Annotated in this window: 17 protein-coding genes; 11 read left to right on the top strand and 6 right to left on the bottom strand. The window is 69.7% G+C overall.

Translation table 11 applies throughout. The annotated features are described in order from the left end of the window. Nucleotides 1-4: 4 nt before the first annotated feature. Nucleotides 5-1,126 carry a hypothetical protein gene (locus EHS43_RS07575; RefSeq protein WP_125189755.1) on the top strand — a complete coding sequence of 374 codons (1,122 nt, stop codon included), beginning with the start codon at nt 5-7 and terminating at the stop codon, nt 1,124-1,126. A gap of 27 nt (nt 1,127-1,153) precedes the next feature. Further along, a complete protein-coding gene (locus EHS43_RS07570) occupies nt 1,154-2,023 on the top strand; it encodes a hypothetical protein (protein ID WP_125189754.1) in 870 nt (289 codons plus the stop codon). On the opposite strand, the gene EHS43_RS07565 is transcribed toward EHS43_RS07570, so the two are convergent. From EHS43_RS07565 to eccCa, 4 genes are all read right to left on the bottom strand, one after another. Beyond that, nucleotides 2,006-2,701, bottom strand: coding sequence for a hypothetical protein (locus tag EHS43_RS07565; protein ID WP_260470431.1), 696 nt, complete (start codon nt 2,699-2,701; stop codon nt 2,006-2,008). The two genes, EHS43_RS07570 and EHS43_RS07565, sit on opposite strands and share 18 nt — an antisense overlap. A gap of 20 nt (nt 2,702-2,721) precedes the next feature. After that, the gene (locus tag EHS43_RS07560; protein WP_125189753.1) at nt 2,722-3,171 is read right to left on the bottom strand and encodes a hypothetical protein; all 450 of its coding nucleotides are present in this window, start codon (nt 3,169-3,171) and stop codon (nt 2,722-2,724) included. 26 nt (nt 3,172-3,197) lie between these two features. After that, the gene (locus EHS43_RS07555) at nt 3,198-3,560 is read right to left on the bottom strand and encodes a hypothetical protein (RefSeq protein WP_125189752.1); all 363 of its coding nucleotides are present in this window, start codon (nt 3,558-3,560) and stop codon (nt 3,198-3,200) included. Between the two features lie 69 nt (nt 3,561-3,629). Further along, nucleotides 3,630-7,568: a type VII secretion protein EccCa gene (gene eccCa, locus EHS43_RS07550; RefSeq protein WP_125189751.1), complete on the bottom strand. Its 3,939-nt coding sequence runs from the start codon at nt 7,566-7,568 to the stop codon at nt 3,630-3,632. Between the two features lie 260 nt (nt 7,569-7,828). Between eccCa and eccD the strand changes: the two genes are divergently transcribed. The 6 genes from eccD (at nt 7,829) to EHS43_RS07520 (ending at nt 15,023) form a co-directional block, all read left to right on the top strand. Further along, nucleotides 7,829-9,292, top strand: coding sequence for a type VII secretion integral membrane protein EccD (eccD, locus tag EHS43_RS07545; protein ID WP_260470430.1), 1,464 nt, complete (start codon nt 7,829-7,831; stop codon nt 9,290-9,292). Between the two features lie 257 nt (nt 9,293-9,549). Then, complete coding sequence (gene rpsO / locus EHS43_RS07540; RefSeq protein ID WP_020138875.1) at nt 9,550-9,837, top strand: 30S ribosomal protein S15; 288 nt, start codon at nt 9,550-9,552, stop codon at nt 9,835-9,837. 314 nt (nt 9,838-10,151) lie between these two features. Next, entirely contained in the window at nt 10,152-12,398 is a 2,247-nt protein-coding gene (locus EHS43_RS07535) for a polyribonucleotide nucleotidyltransferase (protein ID WP_125189750.1), read from the top strand. Further along, nucleotides 12,395-13,774, top strand: a complete 1,380-nt coding sequence (locus EHS43_RS07530) for a pitrilysin family protein (RefSeq protein WP_125189749.1) — start codon at nt 12,395-12,397, stop codon at nt 13,772-13,774. Before EHS43_RS07535 ends, EHS43_RS07530 begins: the two co-directional genes overlap by 4 nt. A gap of 41 nt (nt 13,775-13,815) precedes the next feature. After that, complete coding sequence (dapB, locus tag EHS43_RS07525) at nt 13,816-14,568, top strand: 4-hydroxy-tetrahydrodipicolinate reductase (RefSeq protein WP_125189748.1); 753 nt, start codon at nt 13,816-13,818, stop codon at nt 14,566-14,568. Continuing rightward, a complete protein-coding gene (locus EHS43_RS07520) occupies nt 14,568-15,023 on the top strand; it encodes a hypothetical protein (RefSeq protein ID WP_125189747.1) in 456 nt (151 codons plus the stop codon). Before dapB ends, EHS43_RS07520 begins: the two co-directional genes overlap by 1 nt. Before the next feature lie 78 nt (nt 15,024-15,101). Here EHS43_RS07520 and EHS43_RS07515 read toward each other — a convergent pair whose 3' ends face one another. Then, nucleotides 15,102-15,656, bottom strand: a complete 555-nt coding sequence (locus EHS43_RS07515) for a hypothetical protein (protein ID WP_125189746.1) — start codon at nt 15,654-15,656, stop codon at nt 15,102-15,104. An 89-nt stretch (nt 15,657-15,745) separates the two neighbouring features. Further along, a complete protein-coding gene (locus tag EHS43_RS07510) occupies nt 15,746-15,985 on the bottom strand; it encodes a hypothetical protein (protein WP_037708774.1) in 240 nt (79 codons plus the stop codon). 154 nt (nt 15,986-16,139) lie between these two features. Between EHS43_RS07510 and thyX the strand changes: the two genes are divergently transcribed. The 3 genes from thyX (at nt 16,140) to EHS43_RS07495 (ending at nt 19,824) form a co-directional block, all read left to right on the top strand. Then, nucleotides 16,140-16,874 carry an FAD-dependent thymidylate synthase gene (gene thyX, locus EHS43_RS07505; RefSeq protein ID WP_125189745.1) on the top strand — a complete coding sequence of 245 codons (735 nt, stop codon included), beginning with the start codon at nt 16,140-16,142 and terminating at the stop codon, nt 16,872-16,874. 211 nt (nt 16,875-17,085) lie between these two features. Further along, entirely contained in the window at nt 17,086-17,985 is a 900-nt protein-coding gene (gene dapA / locus EHS43_RS07500) for a 4-hydroxy-tetrahydrodipicolinate synthase (protein ID WP_125189744.1), read from the top strand. A 153-nt stretch (nt 17,986-18,138) separates the two neighbouring features. Beyond that, entirely contained in the window at nt 18,139-19,824 is a 1,686-nt protein-coding gene (locus tag EHS43_RS07495; RefSeq protein WP_125189743.1) for a ribonuclease J, read from the top strand. Nucleotides 19,825-20,223 lie beyond the last annotated feature (399 nt).

Genomic DNA, 20,223 nt, shown 5'->3' with positions numbered 1-20,223 from the left:
CGCGATGACCGAAGTCACCACCGTCACCGCAGGCTCCGAAGGCCGGCGCGGCGACCTCCATGTCGGCTGGGTCATGCCGCCGTTCTTCCACGAGCTTCCCGTGGACGCGGAGGACGTCGACGAGGCGGGCGAACGGCTCGGCGAACTGGTCAGGACGATCCTCGCGGAGGGCAGCGAGGAAGACCAGATCACGATGTTCGCCCTCTACTTCCAGATCACCGCCCAACTGGCGGAGGCCGGCGCCGAGTACGCCGGTTTCTGCCTCCTGGACATGGAGGGGCGCCGGAGCACCGCCACCGTCGCGGTCTACCGCATGTCCCTGGAGAAGATCACGGCCGGCGAGGCGCTCTCGGAGGCCCGCTCCGCGCTCAGCCGGGCCTATCCCGACGACGACGTCCAGATCAGCACCCTGCCGTCGGGCAAGGGCGACAGCCAGGCCGTCGTGAGGATCGGCGGCGCGCCGTTCACGATCACCGCCGAGGCGTCCCCGACCGGCGAGCCGCTGGAAGTTCCCCGCGGCCAGATCCAGGTCTACATCCCCCTGCCCAACGACGCCGACATGATGGTGTTCGAGCTCTCCACGCCCTCGATGGAGGACTGGGACCTCTACTCCGAACTGTTCGCGACGATCGTCCGGACGCTGGACTGGGCCACGGAGGAGGAGGCCGAGATGGCCGCCGCCCTCTCCCAGGCCCGGCCGGTCCCGGACGTGGCGCCCGACCCGGCCGTGGTCCAGGAGCTCTACGCCCACTCCAGCCGGATCCTGGACGCCCTCGGCGTACGCGGACGGATGGACGAGGGCAACGCGGTGTCCGCGGTCACCTGTGTCGACTGCTGGTCCAAGGGCCTCAGGTCGGTGTGCACCGCACGCCACCACTGGCAGATCGACGGGGTCGAGGACGCGGAGCTGGCCGTCGCCGTCGGGCGGCTCGACGAGACCTTCCAGAGGCAGGGCTGGCTCAAGGTGTCGGGCACACCGGGCCAGAGCGTGTCCCTTGCCGCGGACAGTGACCCGGGCCACCGCGTCAACGCCACGCTGATCTCCGGCCGCCAACGGCTCGTCGTCGAGGTGATCGCTCCCTGCACGCGCATCGTGCGGGGGCCGGTCGACTCCGCCTTCGGATAGAGGCCGGCCCTAGGAGGCGGCCGCATCATGACCAACAACACCAGTGATCTCCTGCCGGTCGGAGCCCACGCGCTCTCCGCGGACCCCCGACTCGCCGCGGCCGTAAGGGACTTCGGCAGCACATACGGCTACGACTACTTCGACGACGCGGCGGTCAGAAGGACCCTCGCCGAACACGAGGCCGCCCTGCGGCGGCTGGGCCGCGGGGGACTGGTCTGGGCCGGCTCCCTGGCCAGCGTGGTCGGCATCGTCTGGCTGTTCTGGGCCGCGACCGGGGAACCGGACAACATGCCGGTGGCGGTGGCACCCCCGGCGGCTCTCCTGGTCCTGGCGCTCGCCGCCTTCGTCCGGGTCAACCTCCAGGGCAGGCGCATGCTCCGCCACCCCTTCCTGGAGGGATACCGGCACGTCCTCGCGGCCGCGCGTGCGCACGGTGCCCCCGTGGCCTTCGTGCCCGCCTGGCTGACCGGCCGCGGCGGCGCGGCACTGGACGTGGCCCCGCTGCCGTCGTACACCGCACCGGTCGCGAGCCCGCCCACCGGCGTACGGTCCGCTCCCGTGGCCCCGCCGTCCAAGCCGGCCGAGGTCAAGGAGTACGAGCGGATCGCCGAGCACGGCGGCTGGCACGATGAGGCGGGCTGGATCCTCGTCGTCGCGGGAGCCGTCGGTGTGGGCTACGCCGTGGTCAAGGACCTGCCCGCGGCGTACGCGTCGGTCCTGCTCATCGGCCTGGGCATCTGGACCTGGATCGCCGGGCACCGCCTCGGCAGGCGCCAGCAGCAGCTGTCCGGCGAGGCCCTGCGCTACCTCGACGAGCTGACCAGGTCGCAGGCCGCCGGAGCACCCGTGGACGAGCTCTCCCCACCCCTGCGCAAGCTCCTAGACACACGGCTCTGACACACGGCACGCGTACGGCGATGGCGGCACCCTCTCCGGGCGCCGCCATCGCCGTATCACGACTGCGCGGTCCGTCAGCCGACCCGCGCCCCCGGGGCCCTGGCCCGCTCCCGTGCCTCGGGGTTGACGCCATGGGCGCGGGCCGACATCCGGTCGTCCACCACCGTGCGCTGCGCGACACCGAACAGCCGGCGCGGGCCCGGTACGGCGACGACTCCCAGGAAGCGGGGGGCGCCGGGCGAACCAGACCTCGTCGACCTCGCCGGACCTGACCTTGCGGACCCAGAACGTGTAACCGCTGCCCAGGAAGCTGCCGTAGCCGAGGGAGACGGTCTTGTCCGGGCACTCGGGGTCCGTGAAGGAGAACCGGGTGGTGCCGTTATTCGCGATCGAGGCGGCTCCCGGGACCGACTGCCAGGGGTAGACCTTCAGGATCCGGCGCAGCGCACGGACGGCCAGGACCCTCGCCGTGTTGAGCATGGCCAGGTAGATGAGCACGAACAGGGCCGGGAAGAGGATCCAGAGCGTCCATACCGGTGTCAGGAGCACCACGTACAGCCAGGCCACGAAGGATGCGAGCGAGAGCAGGAAGGCACTGAGCCGGAACGCGGCCGTGCGGCGCCGGGCCCACCGGGTGGCCGGGTCCTCGTAGGCCGTCTTCGTCAGGGGAATGTCCACTGCGTTTGACTCCATCGGGGTCAGCCGAAGACCGCGTGCACGGACGCCTCGCCCTCGGACTCGGGGATCTGGGCCTTGAACTCCTCGGGAAGCGGACTGTCGAAGCTCACCATCTCCGCCATGGCGCGGCGGACGTCACGGTGGTGCTCGTGAGCGTCCACGGCCGTCGTCGTCAGTGTGAGGACCGCGAGGTCGCGCCCGTCCGGGAACGGCAGGTACGCGGTCGCCTCGTACAGGGACCGCGGCCGGGCGTCGGCCTGAGCGGGCAGCTCCACCAGGGACTCGGTGCACGCGCCGGGCCCGCAGGGCAGGTCCGCCACGGATACCGGCAGGGCGTTCCTGCGCGCGGTCGCCGCCTGCGCCGTCGCCGGCTTCGGCGGAGTCCACGGGATCTCGCGCCGGGCGAGCATCACCACCGACTCCAGCATGGTGCCGTCGTCCCCCTCGTGAGCGCCGTTGGCGAAGCTCACCACGCCTTCCCGCCGCATCTCCGAGGTCAGGGCCCGGGCCTCGGCCAGCTGCTCCAGGAAGCCGGCCCGCTGCCCCTGCGGGGCCAGTTCGAGGAGCGACTCGACGGTTGGTGGCCGTGGAGCGCCTTCCGCCAGTCGACCGGCGCGGTCGCCGCCCTGGTGATGGAGGAGTGGGCGTTCTTCAGGTTCGTCGGCAGCGCCACGTCGGGCTGCTCACGGAAGGCGACGGCCGCGTCCCCGTCCCAGTCGCCGCCCGACCGCAGGTTCTCGATCATCTTGTGGGCGTCGGAGATGGTCTGCACCGACTTCTGGAGGCGCGAGGTCAGTTCGGACACGACCGGGACGCTGCCCGGCTCCGGGTCGAAACCCAGGGACGGATACGAGGTCACCGGCCGCCTCCCTGCGAACAAAGAGAGGGGCGGACCGCAGACACGGCCCGCCCCTCCACCGAAGCACGCTCAGCTCTCCGGCAGGTACCCCGTCTGCACCAGCTGTCCGCTCGACCGGCGCGAGATGAACTGGCCGCGGCCCTGCGGCTGCGGAGTGGCCTTGATGTTGTTGAACACCGGGCCCTCCGACGGGTCGCCGGACAGGACGATGCCCTGCGCGCCGAGCTCCTTGATCCGGGTGAGGACCGGCTCGAAGGAGGAGCGCGAGGCGCCCGAGGTGCTGCGGGCCAGGATGATCCGCAGACCGAGGTCACGCGCGAACGGCAGGTACTCCAGGAGCACCGACATCGGGTTGCCCATCGACGTGGCGACGAGGTCGTAGTCGTCGATGAAGATGAACGCGTCGGGCTCGTTGTACCAGGAGCGGTTGCGCAGCTGGTCCGGTGTCACGTCCGGGCCCGGCATACGACGGCTCATCGAGCCGGCCAGCGACTCCATGACCTCCTGGAGCTGCGGACCCGAGGCGCAGTACTTGTACATGTGGCTCTCGGGCACCTGGCCGAGCAGCGCGCGCCGGAAGTCCGAGACCACGAACAGCGCCTTGTTGGGCTGGTACCGCTCCGAGACCTGCTTGGCGATGAACCGCAGCAGCGAGGACTTGCCGGACTCGCTCTCGCCGTAGACGACGAACAGCGGGTCGGTCTCGAAGTCCACGAACACCGGGGACAGCGTGAGCTCGTCGACGCCGATCGCGATGCCGCGGCTGCCGAAGTCGCCGCCACCGGGCAGCTCGGACGCGGGCAGCATCGTCGGCAGCATCCGCACCTTGGGGGCCGTCGGGCCCTGCCAGGCGCTGTTGACGCTCTGCACGAGGTTCGCCATGCCGTCGGCCAGATCCTCGACCTGCGCCGACCCGTCGATGCGCGGGGTCGCGGCCAGGTAGTCCAGCTTGTCCGGGGACAGACCGCGGCCGGGCTTGCCCATCGGGACGTTCTCGGCCCGCTTGCGGTCGAACTCCGACTCCATCGCGTCACCGAGGCGCAGTTCGAGCCGGCTGAGGACCTGGTCGCGCAGCGCGGGCCGCATCTCGGTGTACCGGGTCGCGGTGATGACCAGGTGGATGCCGAAACCGAGACCACGCTGAGCGATGTCCGCGATGACCGGGTCGAGCATCTCGTAGTCGTTCTTGAACGTCGCCCAGCCGTCGATGATCAGGAAGACGTCGCCCCACGGCTGGTCGGGGTAGTGCCCCTGGGCCCGGCGGGAGCGGAAGGTGTTCATGGAGTCGATGCTCTTCGAGCGGAAGAACTCCTCACGGGCGTTGAGGATGCCGTGCACCTCCGCGACCGTACGGCGCACCTTCTCCTGGTCCAGACGGGAGGCCACGCCGCCCACATGGGCCAGGTTCTCCAGCGCCAGCATGCCGCCGCCGCCGAAGTCGAGGGCGTAGAACTGCACTTCGGCCGGGGTGTGCGTGAGCGCGAACGACGAGATCATCGTGCGTACCAGCGTCGACTTGCCGGACTGGGGGCCACCCACGATCAGCGCGTGACCGGCGGAACCCGACAGGTCCGCGTACATCACGTCACGGCGCTGCTCGAAGGGCTTGTCGACCAGACCGACCGGGACGATCAGCTTGCTCTGCGCGTGGTAACCCTCGGCGTGCAGACCGCGCTCCGGGCTGATGCCCAGCGCCGGCAGCACCTGGTCAAGGCTGAACGGCTCGTCCAGCGGCGGCAGCCACACCTGGTGGGCGGGCGGACCCTGCCCGTCAAGGCGGCTGACGATCACGTCGAGGACGGTGTCGGCGAGCGCGTCGTCGACCTGGTTGCTGCGGGTCTCCGGCTCCGGCTCGGCGAGGATGCGCACCGGCACCGGCGCCGCAGTGAACAGCACGGGGGAGCGGTCGATACGCCCGCCGCCCTGCGCCATCGGCCCGTTGGGCCGGTAGGTGCCCGACACGTACGCGGCCTTGAACTGCACCATCGTCTCGGTGTCGTACTTCAGGATGCCCGCGCCGGGGACGTTCGGCAGGTGGTACGCGTCGGGCACACCGATCGCCGTACGGGACTCGGCCGCCGAGAAGGTGCGCAGACCGATGCGGTACGACAGGAAGGTGTCCAGGCCGCGCAGCTTGCCCTCCTCCAGGCGCTGCGAGGCGAGCAGCATGTGCACACCCAGCGAACGGCCGATCCGGCCGATCTGGATGAACATCTCGATGAAGTCCGGCTTGGCGGCGAGCAGTTCGCTGAACTCGTCGATGATCAGGACGAGCGAGGGCAGCGGGTCGAGGGCGGCACCGGCGGCACGCGCCTTCTCGTAGTCGGTGATGTTGGCGTAGTTGCCGGCCTGCCGCAGCAGCTCCTGACGGCGGGTCAGCTCACCGGTGATGGAGTCGCGCATGCGGTCGACGAGCGTCAACTCGTCGGCCAGGTTGGTGATGACCGCGGAGACGTGCGGCATGGAACCCATGCCGGTGAAGGTCGCACCACCCTTGAAGTCCGCGAGGACGAAGTTGAGCGTCTCGGAGGAGTGGGTGACCGCGAGGCCGAGGACCAGGGTGCGCAGCAGCTCCGACTTTCCGGAACCGGTGGCGCCGACGCACAGGCCGTGCGGGCCCATGCCCTCCTGCGAGGCCTCCTTGATGTCCAGCATGACCGGCTCGCCGCTCTCGCCGAGACCGATCGGCACCCGCAGCCGCTCGTGCAGCGTGCGCGGCCGCCAGGTGCGCGAGACGTCCACGCTCGCCGCGTCGCCGATCTGCATGAGATCGGTGAAGTCCAGGTTCGCCAGCAGCGGTTCGTCCGCGTCGGCGGCGCCCAGACGCAGCGGCGCGAGCTGCCGGGCCAGCGACTCGGCCTGCGCCTGCGACAGCACGTCGGGGACACCGGTGAAGACACCCGTGCCCGCCTCCAGCTCCATGGCCTCGGGCCACACCCGCACCGACAGCGAGCCACGCGCCTCGTCGAGCTCACCGGGCACCACCTCGAGGATGGTCACGCCCTGCAGGCCCTCCGCCGAGGCGAGCACCGAGTCCGCGGGCACACCGCCGCCGTCGAGGACGACGACCACGTGCGGCTGGTCGAGGACCGCGGCGCCGTCCCGGCTCCAGCGGGGGCGGCCCTCCAGCTGGTGGGCGATCATCTCCTCCAGCTCGCCGAGGTCGTAGCAGAGCAGCCGCCGCGAACCGGCACCGTCGGACTCCTTGTGCTGCATGTGCGGCAGCCACTTGGTCCACTCCCAGTCCACCGCCGCGCCCGGCGAGGCCACGACCGCGATCACCACGTCCTCGGGGGAGTGCAGCGAGGCCAACTGCCCGACCACGGAACGGGTCTGGCCGTAGACCGTCTCGGCGTCGCCGGAGATCGTCACGTGGTAGAAGGAGCGCAGCCCGATCGCCAGCGGGAGATCGCCCAGCGTGCCGTAGCTCGCGATGAACTGCTGCATCGCGTGCGCGGTCAGCGGCTCCAGCTCGTCCACCGGCGCGGTGTCGGGGGCGACCAGCGGGGTGGCGAGCTGCTGCGGACCGAGGCCGATGCGCACCTGCGCGAAGTCCGGGTCCGTGGACCGGCGTTCCCACAGCCGCGAGCCCTCGGCGACCAGCGCCCACAGCTGTTCCGGCGCCGGGTGCAGGTAGTACTGGGCGTCACGCTGCTTGTGCACCGTGCGCCGCACCTCACGACGCTTCTGCGCCAGGTACTTGAGGTAGTCGCGGCGGGCCTCGGCCATCTGACCGGAGGGTCCCTTGCGGGCCCGCACTATCTGGGCGACCAGCATGGCGACCGTGGACGCCATCATCAGCATGCCCATGATCTTCATGAAGCCCTGGGCGCCGGGCATGAAGAAGAACGCAGCCGACGAACCCATGCCCAGCATGGGCAGCAGGTTCATCAGCAGGCTGTCGTCCTCCGTGCGCGGGAGTTCGGGAGGGGACTCGAGCTTGACCTCCTCACTCGGCACCTCCGGCGGGTAAACCCGCGGCGGGCGCTTGACGATGACAACGCTCACCGATCCACCAGTCCTTCACGCAATCGCAATGTCGAACCGCCCCCGTCGTGACGGCCCCCGTACGTCCATCGACTCATGGGGCTCAGCCCACACATGAGTCGGGCGTTGATCCTACTGTTCTGCGGGCCCGTTGGGCCGGGAGGGGATGAGGAGATGCAGCAAGGGGACGGTAGGGTGACGCTCCAAACGAAGCGCGGAGCGGGAATCGCCCTGGCAAACCGCGACGAATCACCGAGTACTGGACTAGGGGGAACCGTCAGGTGAGTACGGTTTCAGCAACCGGATTCTGCCGGGTCACGGTGGCGGCACCGAACAGCCGGATCGACGTGGCACTTCCCGAGGACGTGCCGCTCTCTGACGTCTACCCGGAGATCCTGCGGCTGTCGGGACAGACTCCCGAAGAGGCCGCGCCCACCGGGTACAACCTCGTGCGCAGGGACGGTTCCGTCCTCGACGACGGCCGCTCGCTCGCCGAACAGCAGATACGCGATGGCGAACTGCTGCTTCTGCGGCCGTTCGCGGACTCGCTGCCGCCCGCCGTCTTCGACGACGTCGTCGACGCCGTGGCCGCCGTCGTCGAGGCCGACCGGCGCAGCTGGAACGACGGCATGATGCGCGTCGTCGGCCTGACCGCCGGCGCGCTGCTGCTCACCATGATGGCGCTGGCCCTGTGGTTCTCCGAGCCGCTGCGTCACGACATGCACGGCCTGCCCGGCGTCATCGCCGGCGTCACCGGCATCGTCCTCGTCGCGCTCGCCTCCGTACGCGCGCGGGTCTACGACGACCACCACGCGGCCGTCGCCCTCGGACTCGCCTCGCTGCCCCACCTGATGGTCGGCGGCTCCGGTGTCATGGGCCTGGACGCGGGCGAGGGCCCCGGCCGGCTCAACCTGCTGGTCGGCTTCGCCGTCGTCCTCGTCGCCGCCGTCCTGCTCGTCCTGATGCTGCCGCAGAACGACGCGCCCTTCATCGCCGCCGCGTTCGGCGCCGGCATCGGCGTCCTCGCCACCTTCGCCGCGATCGTCTCCGAGGCCGAGCCGCGCGAGAGCGCGGCCGTCACCGCCGTCGTCATGGTCGCCGTCATCGGCTTCCTGCCCGGCTGGTCCGCCCGCTTCTCCCGGCTGCCCATCGGCTTCCGCTCGCCCGACCAGATCGCCAAGCGCGGCCGCGCCGAGGACCAGCAGGAGCAGGAGCCGGTCGACTACCAGCTCATCACCGACCAGGCCCGCCGCGGCCACGAACTGCTGCTCGGCCTCGTCGGCGGCTGCGCCGTCACGGGCGTCGCCTCCGCCGGAGTGGTGCTCGGCTTCTCCAGCAGCGGCTGGGCCCAGCTGCTGTCGCTCGCGGCCGGCCTCGCCATGCTGATGCGGGCGCGTCTGTTCCTGTACACGTCCCAGGTCGTGACCCTGATGCTGTCGGGCATCGTCACCGTCAGCCTGCTGGTCCTGGGCCTCGCCCTGAACCCGCCGGCCGACATCATCCAGGAGCTCGTCTACGACCACAACAGCGCCCCGCTCGACATCCGCACCGTCTGGCTCTCCGCCGCGGTGGCCCTCGGCGCCACGCTCCTGGTGGCCATCGCGCTGATCGTGCCGCGCAAGGGCGTCACCCCGTTCTGGGGCCGAATGCTCGACCTGAGCGAGGGCGCGGTGCTGCTCTCCCTCGTCCCGCTCTGCCTCGCGGTCCTCGACCTGTACGCGGCGGCCCGCGGCATGACCAGCTGACGACCGGCCCGAGCAGTCCGCAGCGGCTGTCACCCGCACGGGTGGCAGCCGCTGCGTCGTCCGTGCGACGACGGCGTGGCCCGGGGCACCATCCCGGGGCTGGTACCCTGGCTGACGGCCGTTTGTGTACGCACCCCCGGAGCTGATCGCCCTGAAGGCCGCGCCCAGCGGATCCCCGCCTCCCGAGTAACGGAAGCTCCCCTGAGAAGTGGACCAGGGGCACTCGGTGGCTACCCAAGAGACTACGAGGAGTACGCGTGTCGCTCGACGCCGCTACGAAGAAGCAGATCATCACCGAGTTCGGTACCAAGGAGGGCGACACCGGCTCCCCCGAGGTCCAGGTCGCGATGCTCTCGCGCCGTATCTCGGACCTGACCGAGCACCTCAAGACGCACAAGCACGACCACCACTCCCGTCGTGGTCTGCTGATCCTGGTCGGTCAGCGCCGTCGCCTTCTCCAGTACCTGGCGAAGAAGGACATCCAGCGCTTCCGTACGCTGGTCGACCGCCTCGGCATCCGCCGCGGTGCGGCGGGCGCCAAGTAGGACGCCGTGAGGGGAGCGGTTCCCGAAACGATCGGGGGCCGCTCCCTTTGCCGTATGTGCGCACCGTACGTACGGCGAACGTGCGCGGTGTCACACCCGCTTTGTAGTGTGGTAGCACAACGCAGTACCACGAGGAGAAGTGCGCCTCGCCGCCGCCGGTCCTCGGTAGTGGCCCCCGGGCCTTGCGAACCCGGGTGCTTCGATCGAAGACCGGCCCGCACCAGATGGAGCGCTTCTCCGCGCACGTCCCCCCGCCACACGGGCGGATCGGGACAAAAGACGATACGCAGACGAAAAGTAACGGAGAGCACCTAGTGGAGAACGAGACCCACTACGCCGAGGCCGTCATCGACAACGGCTCCTTCGGCACCCGCACCATCCGCTTCGAGACGGGCCGCCTCGCCAAGCAGGCCGCCGGCTCCGCCGTGGCGTACCTGGACGACGACACCATGGTGCTGTCGGCCACCACCGCTTCCAAGAACCCCAAGGACCAGCTCGACTTCTTCCCCCTGACGGTGGACGTCGAGGAGCGGATGTACGCCGCCGGCAAGATCCCCGGCAGCTTCTTCCGCCGTGAGGGCCGCCCCTCCGAGGACGCCATCCTCACCTGCCGCCTGATCGACCGCCCGCTGCGCCCCTCCTTCAAGAAGGGCCTGCGCAACGAGATCCAGGTCGTCGCCACCATCATGGCGCTCAACCCCGACCACCTGTACGACGTCGTGGCGATCAACGCCGCCTCCGCGTCCACCCAGCTGGCCGGCCTGCCCTTCTCCGGCCCGATCGGCGGCGTCCGCGTCGCGCTGATCAACGGCCAGTGGGTCGCCTTCCCGACGCACTCCGAGCTCGAGGACGCCGTCTTCGACATGGTCGTCGCGGGCCGCACCCTGGAGGACGGCGACGTCGCGATCATGATGGTCGAGGCCGAGGCCACCGAGAAGACCATCCAGCTCGTCAAGGGCGGCGCCGAGGCCCCGACCGAGGAGGTCGTCGCCGCCGGTCTGGAAGCCGCGAAGCCCTTCATCAAGGTGCTCTGCAAGGCCCAGGCCGACCTCGCCTCCAAGGCCGCCAAGCCCACCGGCGAGTTCCCGATCTTCCTCGACTACCAGGACGACATCCTGGAGGCGCTCTCCGCCGCCGTCCGCCCGGAGCTCGCCTCCGCGCTGACCATCGCGGGCAAGCAGGAGCGCGAGTCCGAGCTGGACCGCGTCAAGGCGCTCGCCGCCGAGAAGCTCCTGCCGGAGTTCGAGGGCCGCGAGAAGGAGATCTCCGCCGCGTACCGCTCCCTGACCAAGCAGCTCGTCCGCGAGCGCGTGATCAAGGAGAAGAAGCGCATCGACGGCCGTGGCGTCACGGACATCCGTACGCTCGCCGCCGAGGTCGAGGCCATCCCGCGCGTGCACGGCTCCGCGGTGTTCGAGCGTGGCGAGACCCAGATCCTGGGCGTCACCACCCTCAACATGCTCCGCATGGAGCAGCAGCTGGACACCCTCTCCCCGGTGACCCGCAAGCGCTACATGCACAACTACAACTTCCCGCCGTACTCCACCGGCGAGACCGGCCGCGTCGGCTCCCCGAAGCGCCGCGAGATCGGCCACGGCGCCCTCGCCGAGCGTGCCCTCGTCCCGGTCCTGCCGACCCGCGAGGAGTTCCCCTACGCGATCCGCCAGGTCTCCGAGGCGCTGAGCTCCAACGGCTCGACGTCCATGGGCTCGGTCTGCGCCTCCACCATGTCGCTGCTGAACGCCGGTGTGCCCCTGAAGGCCCCCGTCGCCGGTATCGCCATGGGCCTGATCTCCCAGGACATCGACGGCGAGACGCACTACGTCACCCTCACCGACATCCTCGGTGCGGAGGACGCCTTCGGCGACATGGACTTCAAGGTCGCCGGCACCAAGGAGTTCGTCACCGCCCTCCAGCTCGACACCAAGCTGGACGGCATCCCCGCCTCCGTCCTGGCCGCGGCCCTCAAGCAGGCCCGCGACGCCCGCCTCCACATCCTCGACGTGATGATGGAAGCGATCGACACGCCGGACGAGATGTCCCCGAACGCCCCGCGGATCATCACCGTCAAGATCCCCGTGGACAAGATCGGTGAGGTCATCGGCCCCAAGGGCAAGATGATCAACCAGATCCAGGAGGACACCGGCGCCGAGATCACGATCGAGGACGACGGCACCATCTACATCGGTGCCGCCGACGGCCCGGCCGCCGAGGCCGCCCGTACCACGATCAACTCGATCGCCAACCCGACCATGCCGGAGGTCGGCGAGCGCTACCTGGGCACGGTCGTCAAGACGACCACCTTCGGCGCGTTCGTGTCCCTGCTCCCCGGCAAGGACGGCCTGCTGCACATCTCCCAGATCCGCAAGCTGGCCGGCGGCAAGCGCGTCGAGAACGTCGAGGACGTCCTCGGCGTGGGCGCCAAGGTCCAGGTCGAGATCGCCGAGATCGACTCCCGCGGCAAGCTCTCCCTGATCCCCGTGATCGAGGGCGAGGCCGAGTCCAACAGCGGCTCCGCCGCGGGCTCCTCCGACGAGAAGAAGGACGACGCCGACCAGTGACGTCCCGTGGCTCCAAGGCGACGGCCCGCACCTCCTCGGAGGCGCGGGCCGTCGCCCGTACCCAAACCCTGATCAAGGGCGAGAACGGCATCGGCACCGTCCGCAAGACCACCCTCCCCGGTGGCCTGCGCATCGTCACCGAGACCCTCCCCTCGGTCCGCTCCGCGACCTTCGGCATCTGGGCGCACGTGGGCTCCCGCGACGAGACGCCCTCGCTGAACGGCGCCACGCACTACCTGGAGCACCTCCTCTTCAAGGGCACCGCCAGGCGCAGCGCCCTGGACATCTCCTCCGCGCTCGACGCGGTCGGCGGCGAGATGAACGCGTTCACGGCGAAGGAGTACACGTGCTACTACGCGCGCGTGCTCGACGCCGACCTGCCGCTCGCCATCGACGTGGTCTGCGACATGCTGACCGGCTCCCTGATCCTGGAGGAGGACGTCAACGTCGAGCGCGGCGCGATCCTCGAAGAGATCGCCATGACCGAGGACGACCCGGGCGACTGTGTGCACGATCTGTTCGCGCACACCATGTTCGGCGACAACCCCCTCGGCCGCCCCGTCCTCGGCACGGTCGACACCGTCAACGCCCTGACCGCCGACCGCATCCGCCGCTTCTACAAGAAGCACTACGACCCGACCCACCTCGTGGTCGCGGCCGCGGGCAACGTCGACCACGACAAGGTCGTACGACAGGTCCGCGCGGCCTTCGAGAAGGCCGGCGCCCTCAGGAGCGCCGACGCCACGCCCATCGCCCCGCGCGACGGCCGGCGCGTCCTGCGCACCGCGGGCCGCGTCGAGCTGCTCGGCCGCAAGACCGAACAGGCCCACGTCGTCCTCGGCATGCCCGGCCTCGCCCGCACGGACGACCGCCGCTGGGCCCTCGGCGTGCTGAACACCGCGCTCGGCGGCGGCATGTCGTCCCGTCTCTTCCAGGAGGTCAGGGAGAAGCGCGGACTGGCGTACAGCGTCTACTCGTACACCTCCGGCTTCGCCGACTGCGGCCTGTTCGGCGTGTACGCCGGCTGCCGCCCCTCGCAGGTCCACGACGTGCTGAAGATCTGCCGCGACGAACTCGACCAGGTCGCCGAGCACGGTCTGACGGACGACGAGATCGGCCGCGCCATCGGCCAGCTGAAGGGCTCCACTGTCCTGGGCCTGGAGGACACCGGCGCGCTGATGAACCGCATCGGCAAGAGCGAGCTGTGCTGGGGCGAGCAGATGTCCGTCGACGACATGCTGACCCGCATAGCGTCGGTCACCCCGGACGACGTCCGCGAGGTCGCCCGCGAGATCCTGGGACGGCGCCCGTCGCTGTCGGTCATCGGCCCGCTGAAGGACAAGCAGGCGGCCCGACTGCACGAGGCCGTGGCCTGACCCCTGTCCGTTTCGGCTGTTCTGGTGAAGGAAGCAAGAAGATGAGCAAGCTGCGCGTGGCGGTCCTCGGCGCCAGGGGCCGGATCGGCTCCGAGGCGGTCAAGGCCGTCGAAGCCGCCGAGGACATGGAGCTGGTGGCCGCCCTCGGCAGGGGCGACAAGCTGGAGACCCTGGCCGAGACCGGCGCCCAGGTCGCCGTCGAACTGACCACGCCGGCCTCGGTGATGGACAACCTCCAGTACTGCGTCGGCCACGGCATCCACGCCGTCGTCGGTACGACGGGCTGGACCGACGAGCGCCTGGCGCAGCTCAAGGGCTGGCTCGCCGAGTCCCCGGAGACGGGCGTGCTCATCGCCCCCAACTTCTCCATCGGGGCCGTCCTGAACATGAGGTTCGCGCAGATCGCCGCGCCCTACTTCGAGTCGGTCGAGGTCATCGAGCTGCACCACCCGAAGAAGGTGGACGCTCCGTCGGGCACGGCCGCGCGCACCGCCCAGCTCATCGCCTCGGCCCGCGCCGAAGCCGGCACCGCCCCGGCACCGGACGCCACCGAGACGGCCCTGGACGGCGCGCGCGGCGCGGACGTGGACGGCATCCCCGTGCACTCCGTCCGGCTGCGCGGTCTGCTCGCCCACCAGGAGGTCCTGCTCGGGGGTGAGGGCGAGACCCTGACCATCCGCCACGACTCGCTGCACCACAGCAGCTTCATGCCGGGCATCCTGCTCGGCGCCCGCCGAGTGGTGACGACCCCGGGCCTGACCTTCGGCCTGGAGAACTTCCTGGACCTGGGCTGATGCGCGCCAAGCTGTCCTACGCCGTCACGGCCGCCGTCCTGGTCTTCTACTTCGTCCTGGTCGGCAGCCGCGGCGTCATGCTGATCCAGTCGGGCACCCTCGTCACCGTCACCTTCGGCGTGGCGGTGCTGATCCTGCCGGTGATCGGCCTGTGGTTCCTGTGGAAGAACACCCAGTTCGTCCGCCGGGCCAACGCCCTCGCCGCCGAACTCGACGCCGAGGGCGGCCTCCCGGTCGACGAACTCAAGCGCACGCCCGCCGGCCGGATCGACCGCGACTCGGCCGACGAGGTCTTCGCCCGGCGCAAGGCCGAGACGGAGACGGCCCCCGACGACTGGCGCAGCTGGTTCCGGCTCGCCGTGGCCTACCACGACGCCCGTGACACCCCACGGGCCCGCAAGGCCATGCAGCGCGCGATAGCCCTGCACGACGGCAGGCCCGTCCAGCAGCTCTGAGACGACGGCACGCGGAACGCGAAGGAGGGGGCCGGTCCTGACGAGGACCGGCCCCCTCCTTGCTCTGTCGCTGACGGGTCAGCCCCGCGCGTGCTCCGCCGCCCACGCCTCCACCGCGTCCGCGGCCCGGTCGAACGCCTGGCCCCGCGCGAGGAAGTCCGCGTTGTGCGTGGTCAGCAGCGGCGGCATATCCTCCGGCGCCCGGCCCTGCCGTACGAGGGTCAGGGCCTGGCCCTGGACCGTGCGCGGCAGCCCCAGCCAGCGCACCGGCTGCTGTGCCGTGCGCACGGCGACGACCTGCTCCCAGGGCACCGTACGCGTGAGCAGGAAGCCCACCCGCCGCACCCCGCGGGCGCTCACCCACACCCCCATGCGCAGCAGCCGCAGCGCGCAGACGATGACGAGCAGCGCGATGCCGAGCACCAGCGCGGCCTCGGACGGCGAGTCGGTCAGCGCGATGATGACCGCGGCGAACAACACGTACGAGGCGAGCAGCAGGACGACCGCCGCCACACCCACCCGCCACGGTCCGGGCCGGTAAGGGCGCCGCCAGCGGTCACGGTTGTCGAACGGCAGCGCGACATCGTCCGTCGTCTCGAATGCGCGGTCGGCCGTCAGGAAGGGCAGGGGCACGGCGGGTCCTCACTCGGTCCATGCGTGGGCTGTGGCGGTGAGGCTATCCGCCGGTGTCCCCGCTGACCACTTCAGGGGGACCGGATGAGTCAGTGCCCCTGGGAGGCCTGCGACTGCTGTGTCTGCGAGGGCGCCTGATCCTGCGACAGCGCCGGCATCCCGAGGACCAGGGAGCCCACGAGCCCGGCGACGATGGTGAGCCCCACCAGCCAGCGCCCGGCCAACTCACCGGCGGATGCCCGCTCAGGGGGCGGAGGAGTGACATTGCTGCGGAACCTGTCGGCTTCGGCGACAAAGGCGAACGGGACGGGTTCGCGCCGACGCAACAGCATGGGGGTACTTCTCCCTTCGGGGATCGAACAGCCAACTGCTGTCTGTACAGACGAGCGGGTACCGCAAATGGTGCCCAACTATTGCGAAAACCTGTGATCTGGAGCCACGTAGAGTGGGCGCTGACCGCAGATGTGATGGGAAGGACCTTCCGTGACCCCCGCCGGCGACCCCGATATCTCCTTGCGCGACGACGTCACCGTCGAGCTGGTGAAGTCCAGCGCTTCGGACTCCGACGTTCTGTTCGCTGCCCGTGTCTCGACCCTGGGCGAGCAGTCCCTCGACGAGCTGCAGAAGGACCCCGAGCGGTCCAAGGGCCTGATCAACTACTTGATGAGGGACCGGCACGGCAGCCCCTTCGAGCACAACTCCATGACGTTCTTCGTCACCGCGCCGATCTTCGTCTTCCGCGAATTCATGCGGCATCGCGTGGGCTGGTCGTACAACGAGGAGAGCGGTCGCTACCGGGAGCTCGAGCCGGTCTTCTACGTCCCTGCCGCGGACCGGAAGCTCGTCCAGGAAGGCCGCCCCGGCAAGTACGTCTTCGTCGAGGGTTCCCCGGAGCAGCACGAAACGGTCCGCAGTGTCCTCGACGACTCCTACCGGCAGGCATACACGGCCTACCAGAAGCTGTTGGCCGAGGGCGTCGCCCGCGAGGTCGCCCGTTCGGTCCTGCCCGTCGGTCTGTTCTCGTCGATGTACGCCACCTGCAATGCGCGCTCCCTGATGCACTTCCTCGGCCTGCGCACCCAGCACGAGCAGGCGAAGGTGCCGTCCTTCCCGCAGCGGGAGATCGAGATGGTCGGCGAGAAGATGGAGGCGGAGTGGGCCAGGCTCATGCCGCTCACCTACGCCGCCTTCAACGCGAACGGTCGTGTGGCCCCGTAGCGGACGCCTGTTTCCCCGGCGGGCACAGATGTGCGGGTCCACCTCGCGAAGTGTCCGTATTGCGGCATTTAGAGAAGTTCATCTAGCCTGATCAAACGGACCCGGCACTGCTTGAACCCCCGAGCAGGCAGTGCCGGGCTCCGCATTTGTCAGGACTTATCCGAGCCCCCGAGGGCAGACCCGGCGATGAGCACCGAGTAGCGTGTATGCCATGGCTCCGACCTCCACTCCGCAGACCCCCTTCGGGCGGGTCCTCACCGCCATGGTCACGCCCTTCACGGCGGACGGCGCACTCGACCTCGACGGCGCACAGCGGCTCGCCACCCACCTGGTGGACGCAGGCAACGACGGCCTGATCATCAACGGCACCACCGGCGAGTCCCCCACCACCAGTGACGCGGAGAAATCGGACCTCGTACGAGCCGTACTGGAGGCGGTCGGCGACCGGGCCCACGTCGTCGCGGGCGTCGGCACCAACGACACCCGCCACAGCATCGAGCTGGCCCAGGCCGCCGAGAGGACCGGCGCACACGGCCTGCTGATCGTGACGCCGTACTACAACAAGCCCCCGCAGGAGGGCCTGTACCGGCACTTCAGCGCCGTCGCCGACGCCGCCGAGCTGCCCGTCATGCTCTACGACATCCCCGGCCGCAGCGGTGTCCCGATCAGCACCGAGACGCTGGTCCGGCTCGCCGAGCACCCGCGGATCGTCGCCAACAAGGACGCCAAGGGCGACCTCGGCCGGGCCGGCTGGGCCATCGCCCGCTCGGGCCTCGCCTGGTACTCCGGCGACGACATGCTGAACCTCCCGCTGCTCTCCGTGGGCGCGGTCGGGTTCGTCTCGGTCGTCGGCCATGTCGTCACCCCGGACCTGCGCGCCCTGGTCGAGGCGTTCATCTCGGGCGACGTGCAGAAGGCCACCGAGATCCACCAGAAGCTGCTCCCCGTCTACACGGGCATGTTCCGCACCCAGGGCGTGATGACGACCAAGGCGGCGCTCGCCCTCCAGGGCCTCCCCGCCGGGCCCCTGCGCGCCCCCATGGTCGAGCTCTCGCCGGAAGAGATCGAGCAGCTCAAGATCGATCTTGCCGCCGGCGGGGTACAGCTCTAGCACCAGACTTCGCGCGCCCGACGCGCAACCGGACTCAACAACTGAATAGGCGGGCCACCGGTGCCCGCACCACAACGACAACTGCTACACGCACGAACGTCACGCGCGCCACGTGCCCCACCGGTACGTGGCGTGCGTGGTGAGGAGAGTCTTTTGAGTCATCCGCATCCTGAACTGGCCCCGCCCCCGCCGCTTCCCGAAGGCGGCCTGCGGGTCACCCCACTCGGCGGTCTCGGCGAGATCGGCCGAAACATGACGGTCTTCGAGTACGGCGGCCGTTTGCTGATCGTCGACTGCGGCGTGCTGTTCCCGGAGGAGGAGCAGCCCGGAATCGACCTGATCCTGCCGGACTTCTCGTCCGTCAGGGACCGCCTCGACGACATCGAGGGCATCGTCCTCACCCATGGCCACGAGGACCACATCGGCGGCGTCCCCTATCTCCTCCGCGAGAAGCCGGACATCCCGCTGATCGGCTCCAAGCTGACCCTCGCGCTCATCGAGGCCAAGCTCCAGGAGCACCGCATCCGCCCGTACACCCTTGAGGTGGCGGAGGGGCACCGCGAGCGCATCGGCCCCTTCGACTGCGAGTTCGTCGCGGTCAACCACTCCATCCCGGACGCCCTGGCCGTCGCCATCCGCACTCCCGCCGGCATGGTCGTGCACACGGGTGACTTCAAGATGGACCAGCTTCCGCTGGACGGCCGCCTCACGGACCTGCACGCGTTCGCGCGGCTGAGCGAGGAGGGCATCGACCTCCTCCTCTCCGACTCGACGAACGCCGAGGTCCCGGGCTTCGTCCCGCCCGAGAAGGACATCTCGAACGTCCTGCGGCAGGTCTTCGCGGGCGCCCGCAAGCGGATCATCGTGGCGAGCTTCGCCAGCCACATCCACCGCATCCAGCAGATCCTGGACGCGGCCCACGAGTACGGCCGCCGGGTCGCCTTCGTCGGCCGCTCGATGGTCCGCAACATGGGCATCGCGCGCGACCTCGGCTATCTGAAGGTCCCCCCGGGCCTGGTGGTCGACGTCAAGACGCTCGACGACCTCCCGGACCACGAGGTGGTCCTGGTCTGCACGGGCTCGCAGGGCGAACCGATGGCCGCCCTGTCCCGCATGGCCAACCGCGACCACCAGATCCGGATCGTCCAGGGCGACACCGTCATCCTCGCGTCCTCGCTGATCCCCGGGAACGAGAACGCGGTCTACCGCGTGATCAACGGCCTGACCCGCTGGGGCGCCCACGTCGTCCACAAGGGCAACGCCAAGGTGCACGTCTCGGGCCACGCGTCCGCGGGCGAACTCCTGTACTTCTACAACATCTGCCGTCCGAAGAACCTGATGCCGGTCCACGGCGAATGGCGCCACCTGCGCGCCAACGCCGAGCTCGGCGCCCTGACCGGCGTCCCGCACGACCGCATCGTCATCGCCGAGGACGGCGTGGTCGTCGACCTCGTCGAGGGCAAGGCGAAGATCTCGGGCAAGGTCCAGGCGGGTTACGTCTACGTCGACGGCCTCTCGGTCGGCGATGTCGGCGAGCCGGCGCTCAAGGACCGCAAGATCCTCGGCGACGAGGGCATCATCTCGGTCTTCCTGGTCGTCGACTCGTCCACCGGCAAGATCACGGGTGGCCCGCACATCCAGGCACGCGGCTCGGGCATCGAGGACTCCGCCTTCTCCGACGTGATCCCGAGGATCACCGAGGTCCTGGAGCGCTCGGCACAGGACGGCGTGGTCGAACCCCACCAGCTTCAGCAGCTGGTGCGCAGGACCCTGGGCAAGTGGGTCTCCGACACGTATCGCCGCAGGCCGATGATCCTCCCTGTGGTCGTGGAGGTCTGACGGACTGTCGGACATCCGTCCGAGTGGGGCGCCTCGATTTGCATCGAGGCGCCCCACTCCAGTACGTTTACGGCTCCGCCCGAGGGGGAACCCGGCCAGCTTCGTGCTCCGGGGCCAGCCTCCAGGGGGCGGGAATTCCGACTCAGAACTTCTGATAAAGTCGGAACCGCCGGAAAGGGAAACGCGAGAGCGGGAACCTGGAAAGCATCGAGGAAATCGGAACCGGAAACGGTCTGATAGAGTCGGAAACGCAAGACCGAAGGGAAAAGCCCGGAGGAAAGCCCGAGAGGGTGAGTACAAAGGAAGCGTCCGTTCCTTGAGAACTCAACAGCGTGCCAAAAATCAACGCCAGATATGTTGATACCCCGTCTCCAGCATCAGCTGGGACGAGGTTCCTTT

It is taken from the genome of Streptomyces sp. RP5T, from assembly GCF_003933965.1.
GTDB lineage: Bacteria > Actinomycetota > Actinomycetes > Streptomycetales > Streptomycetaceae > Streptomyces.
This window is presented reverse-complemented; position numbering and strand designations above follow the sequence as displayed.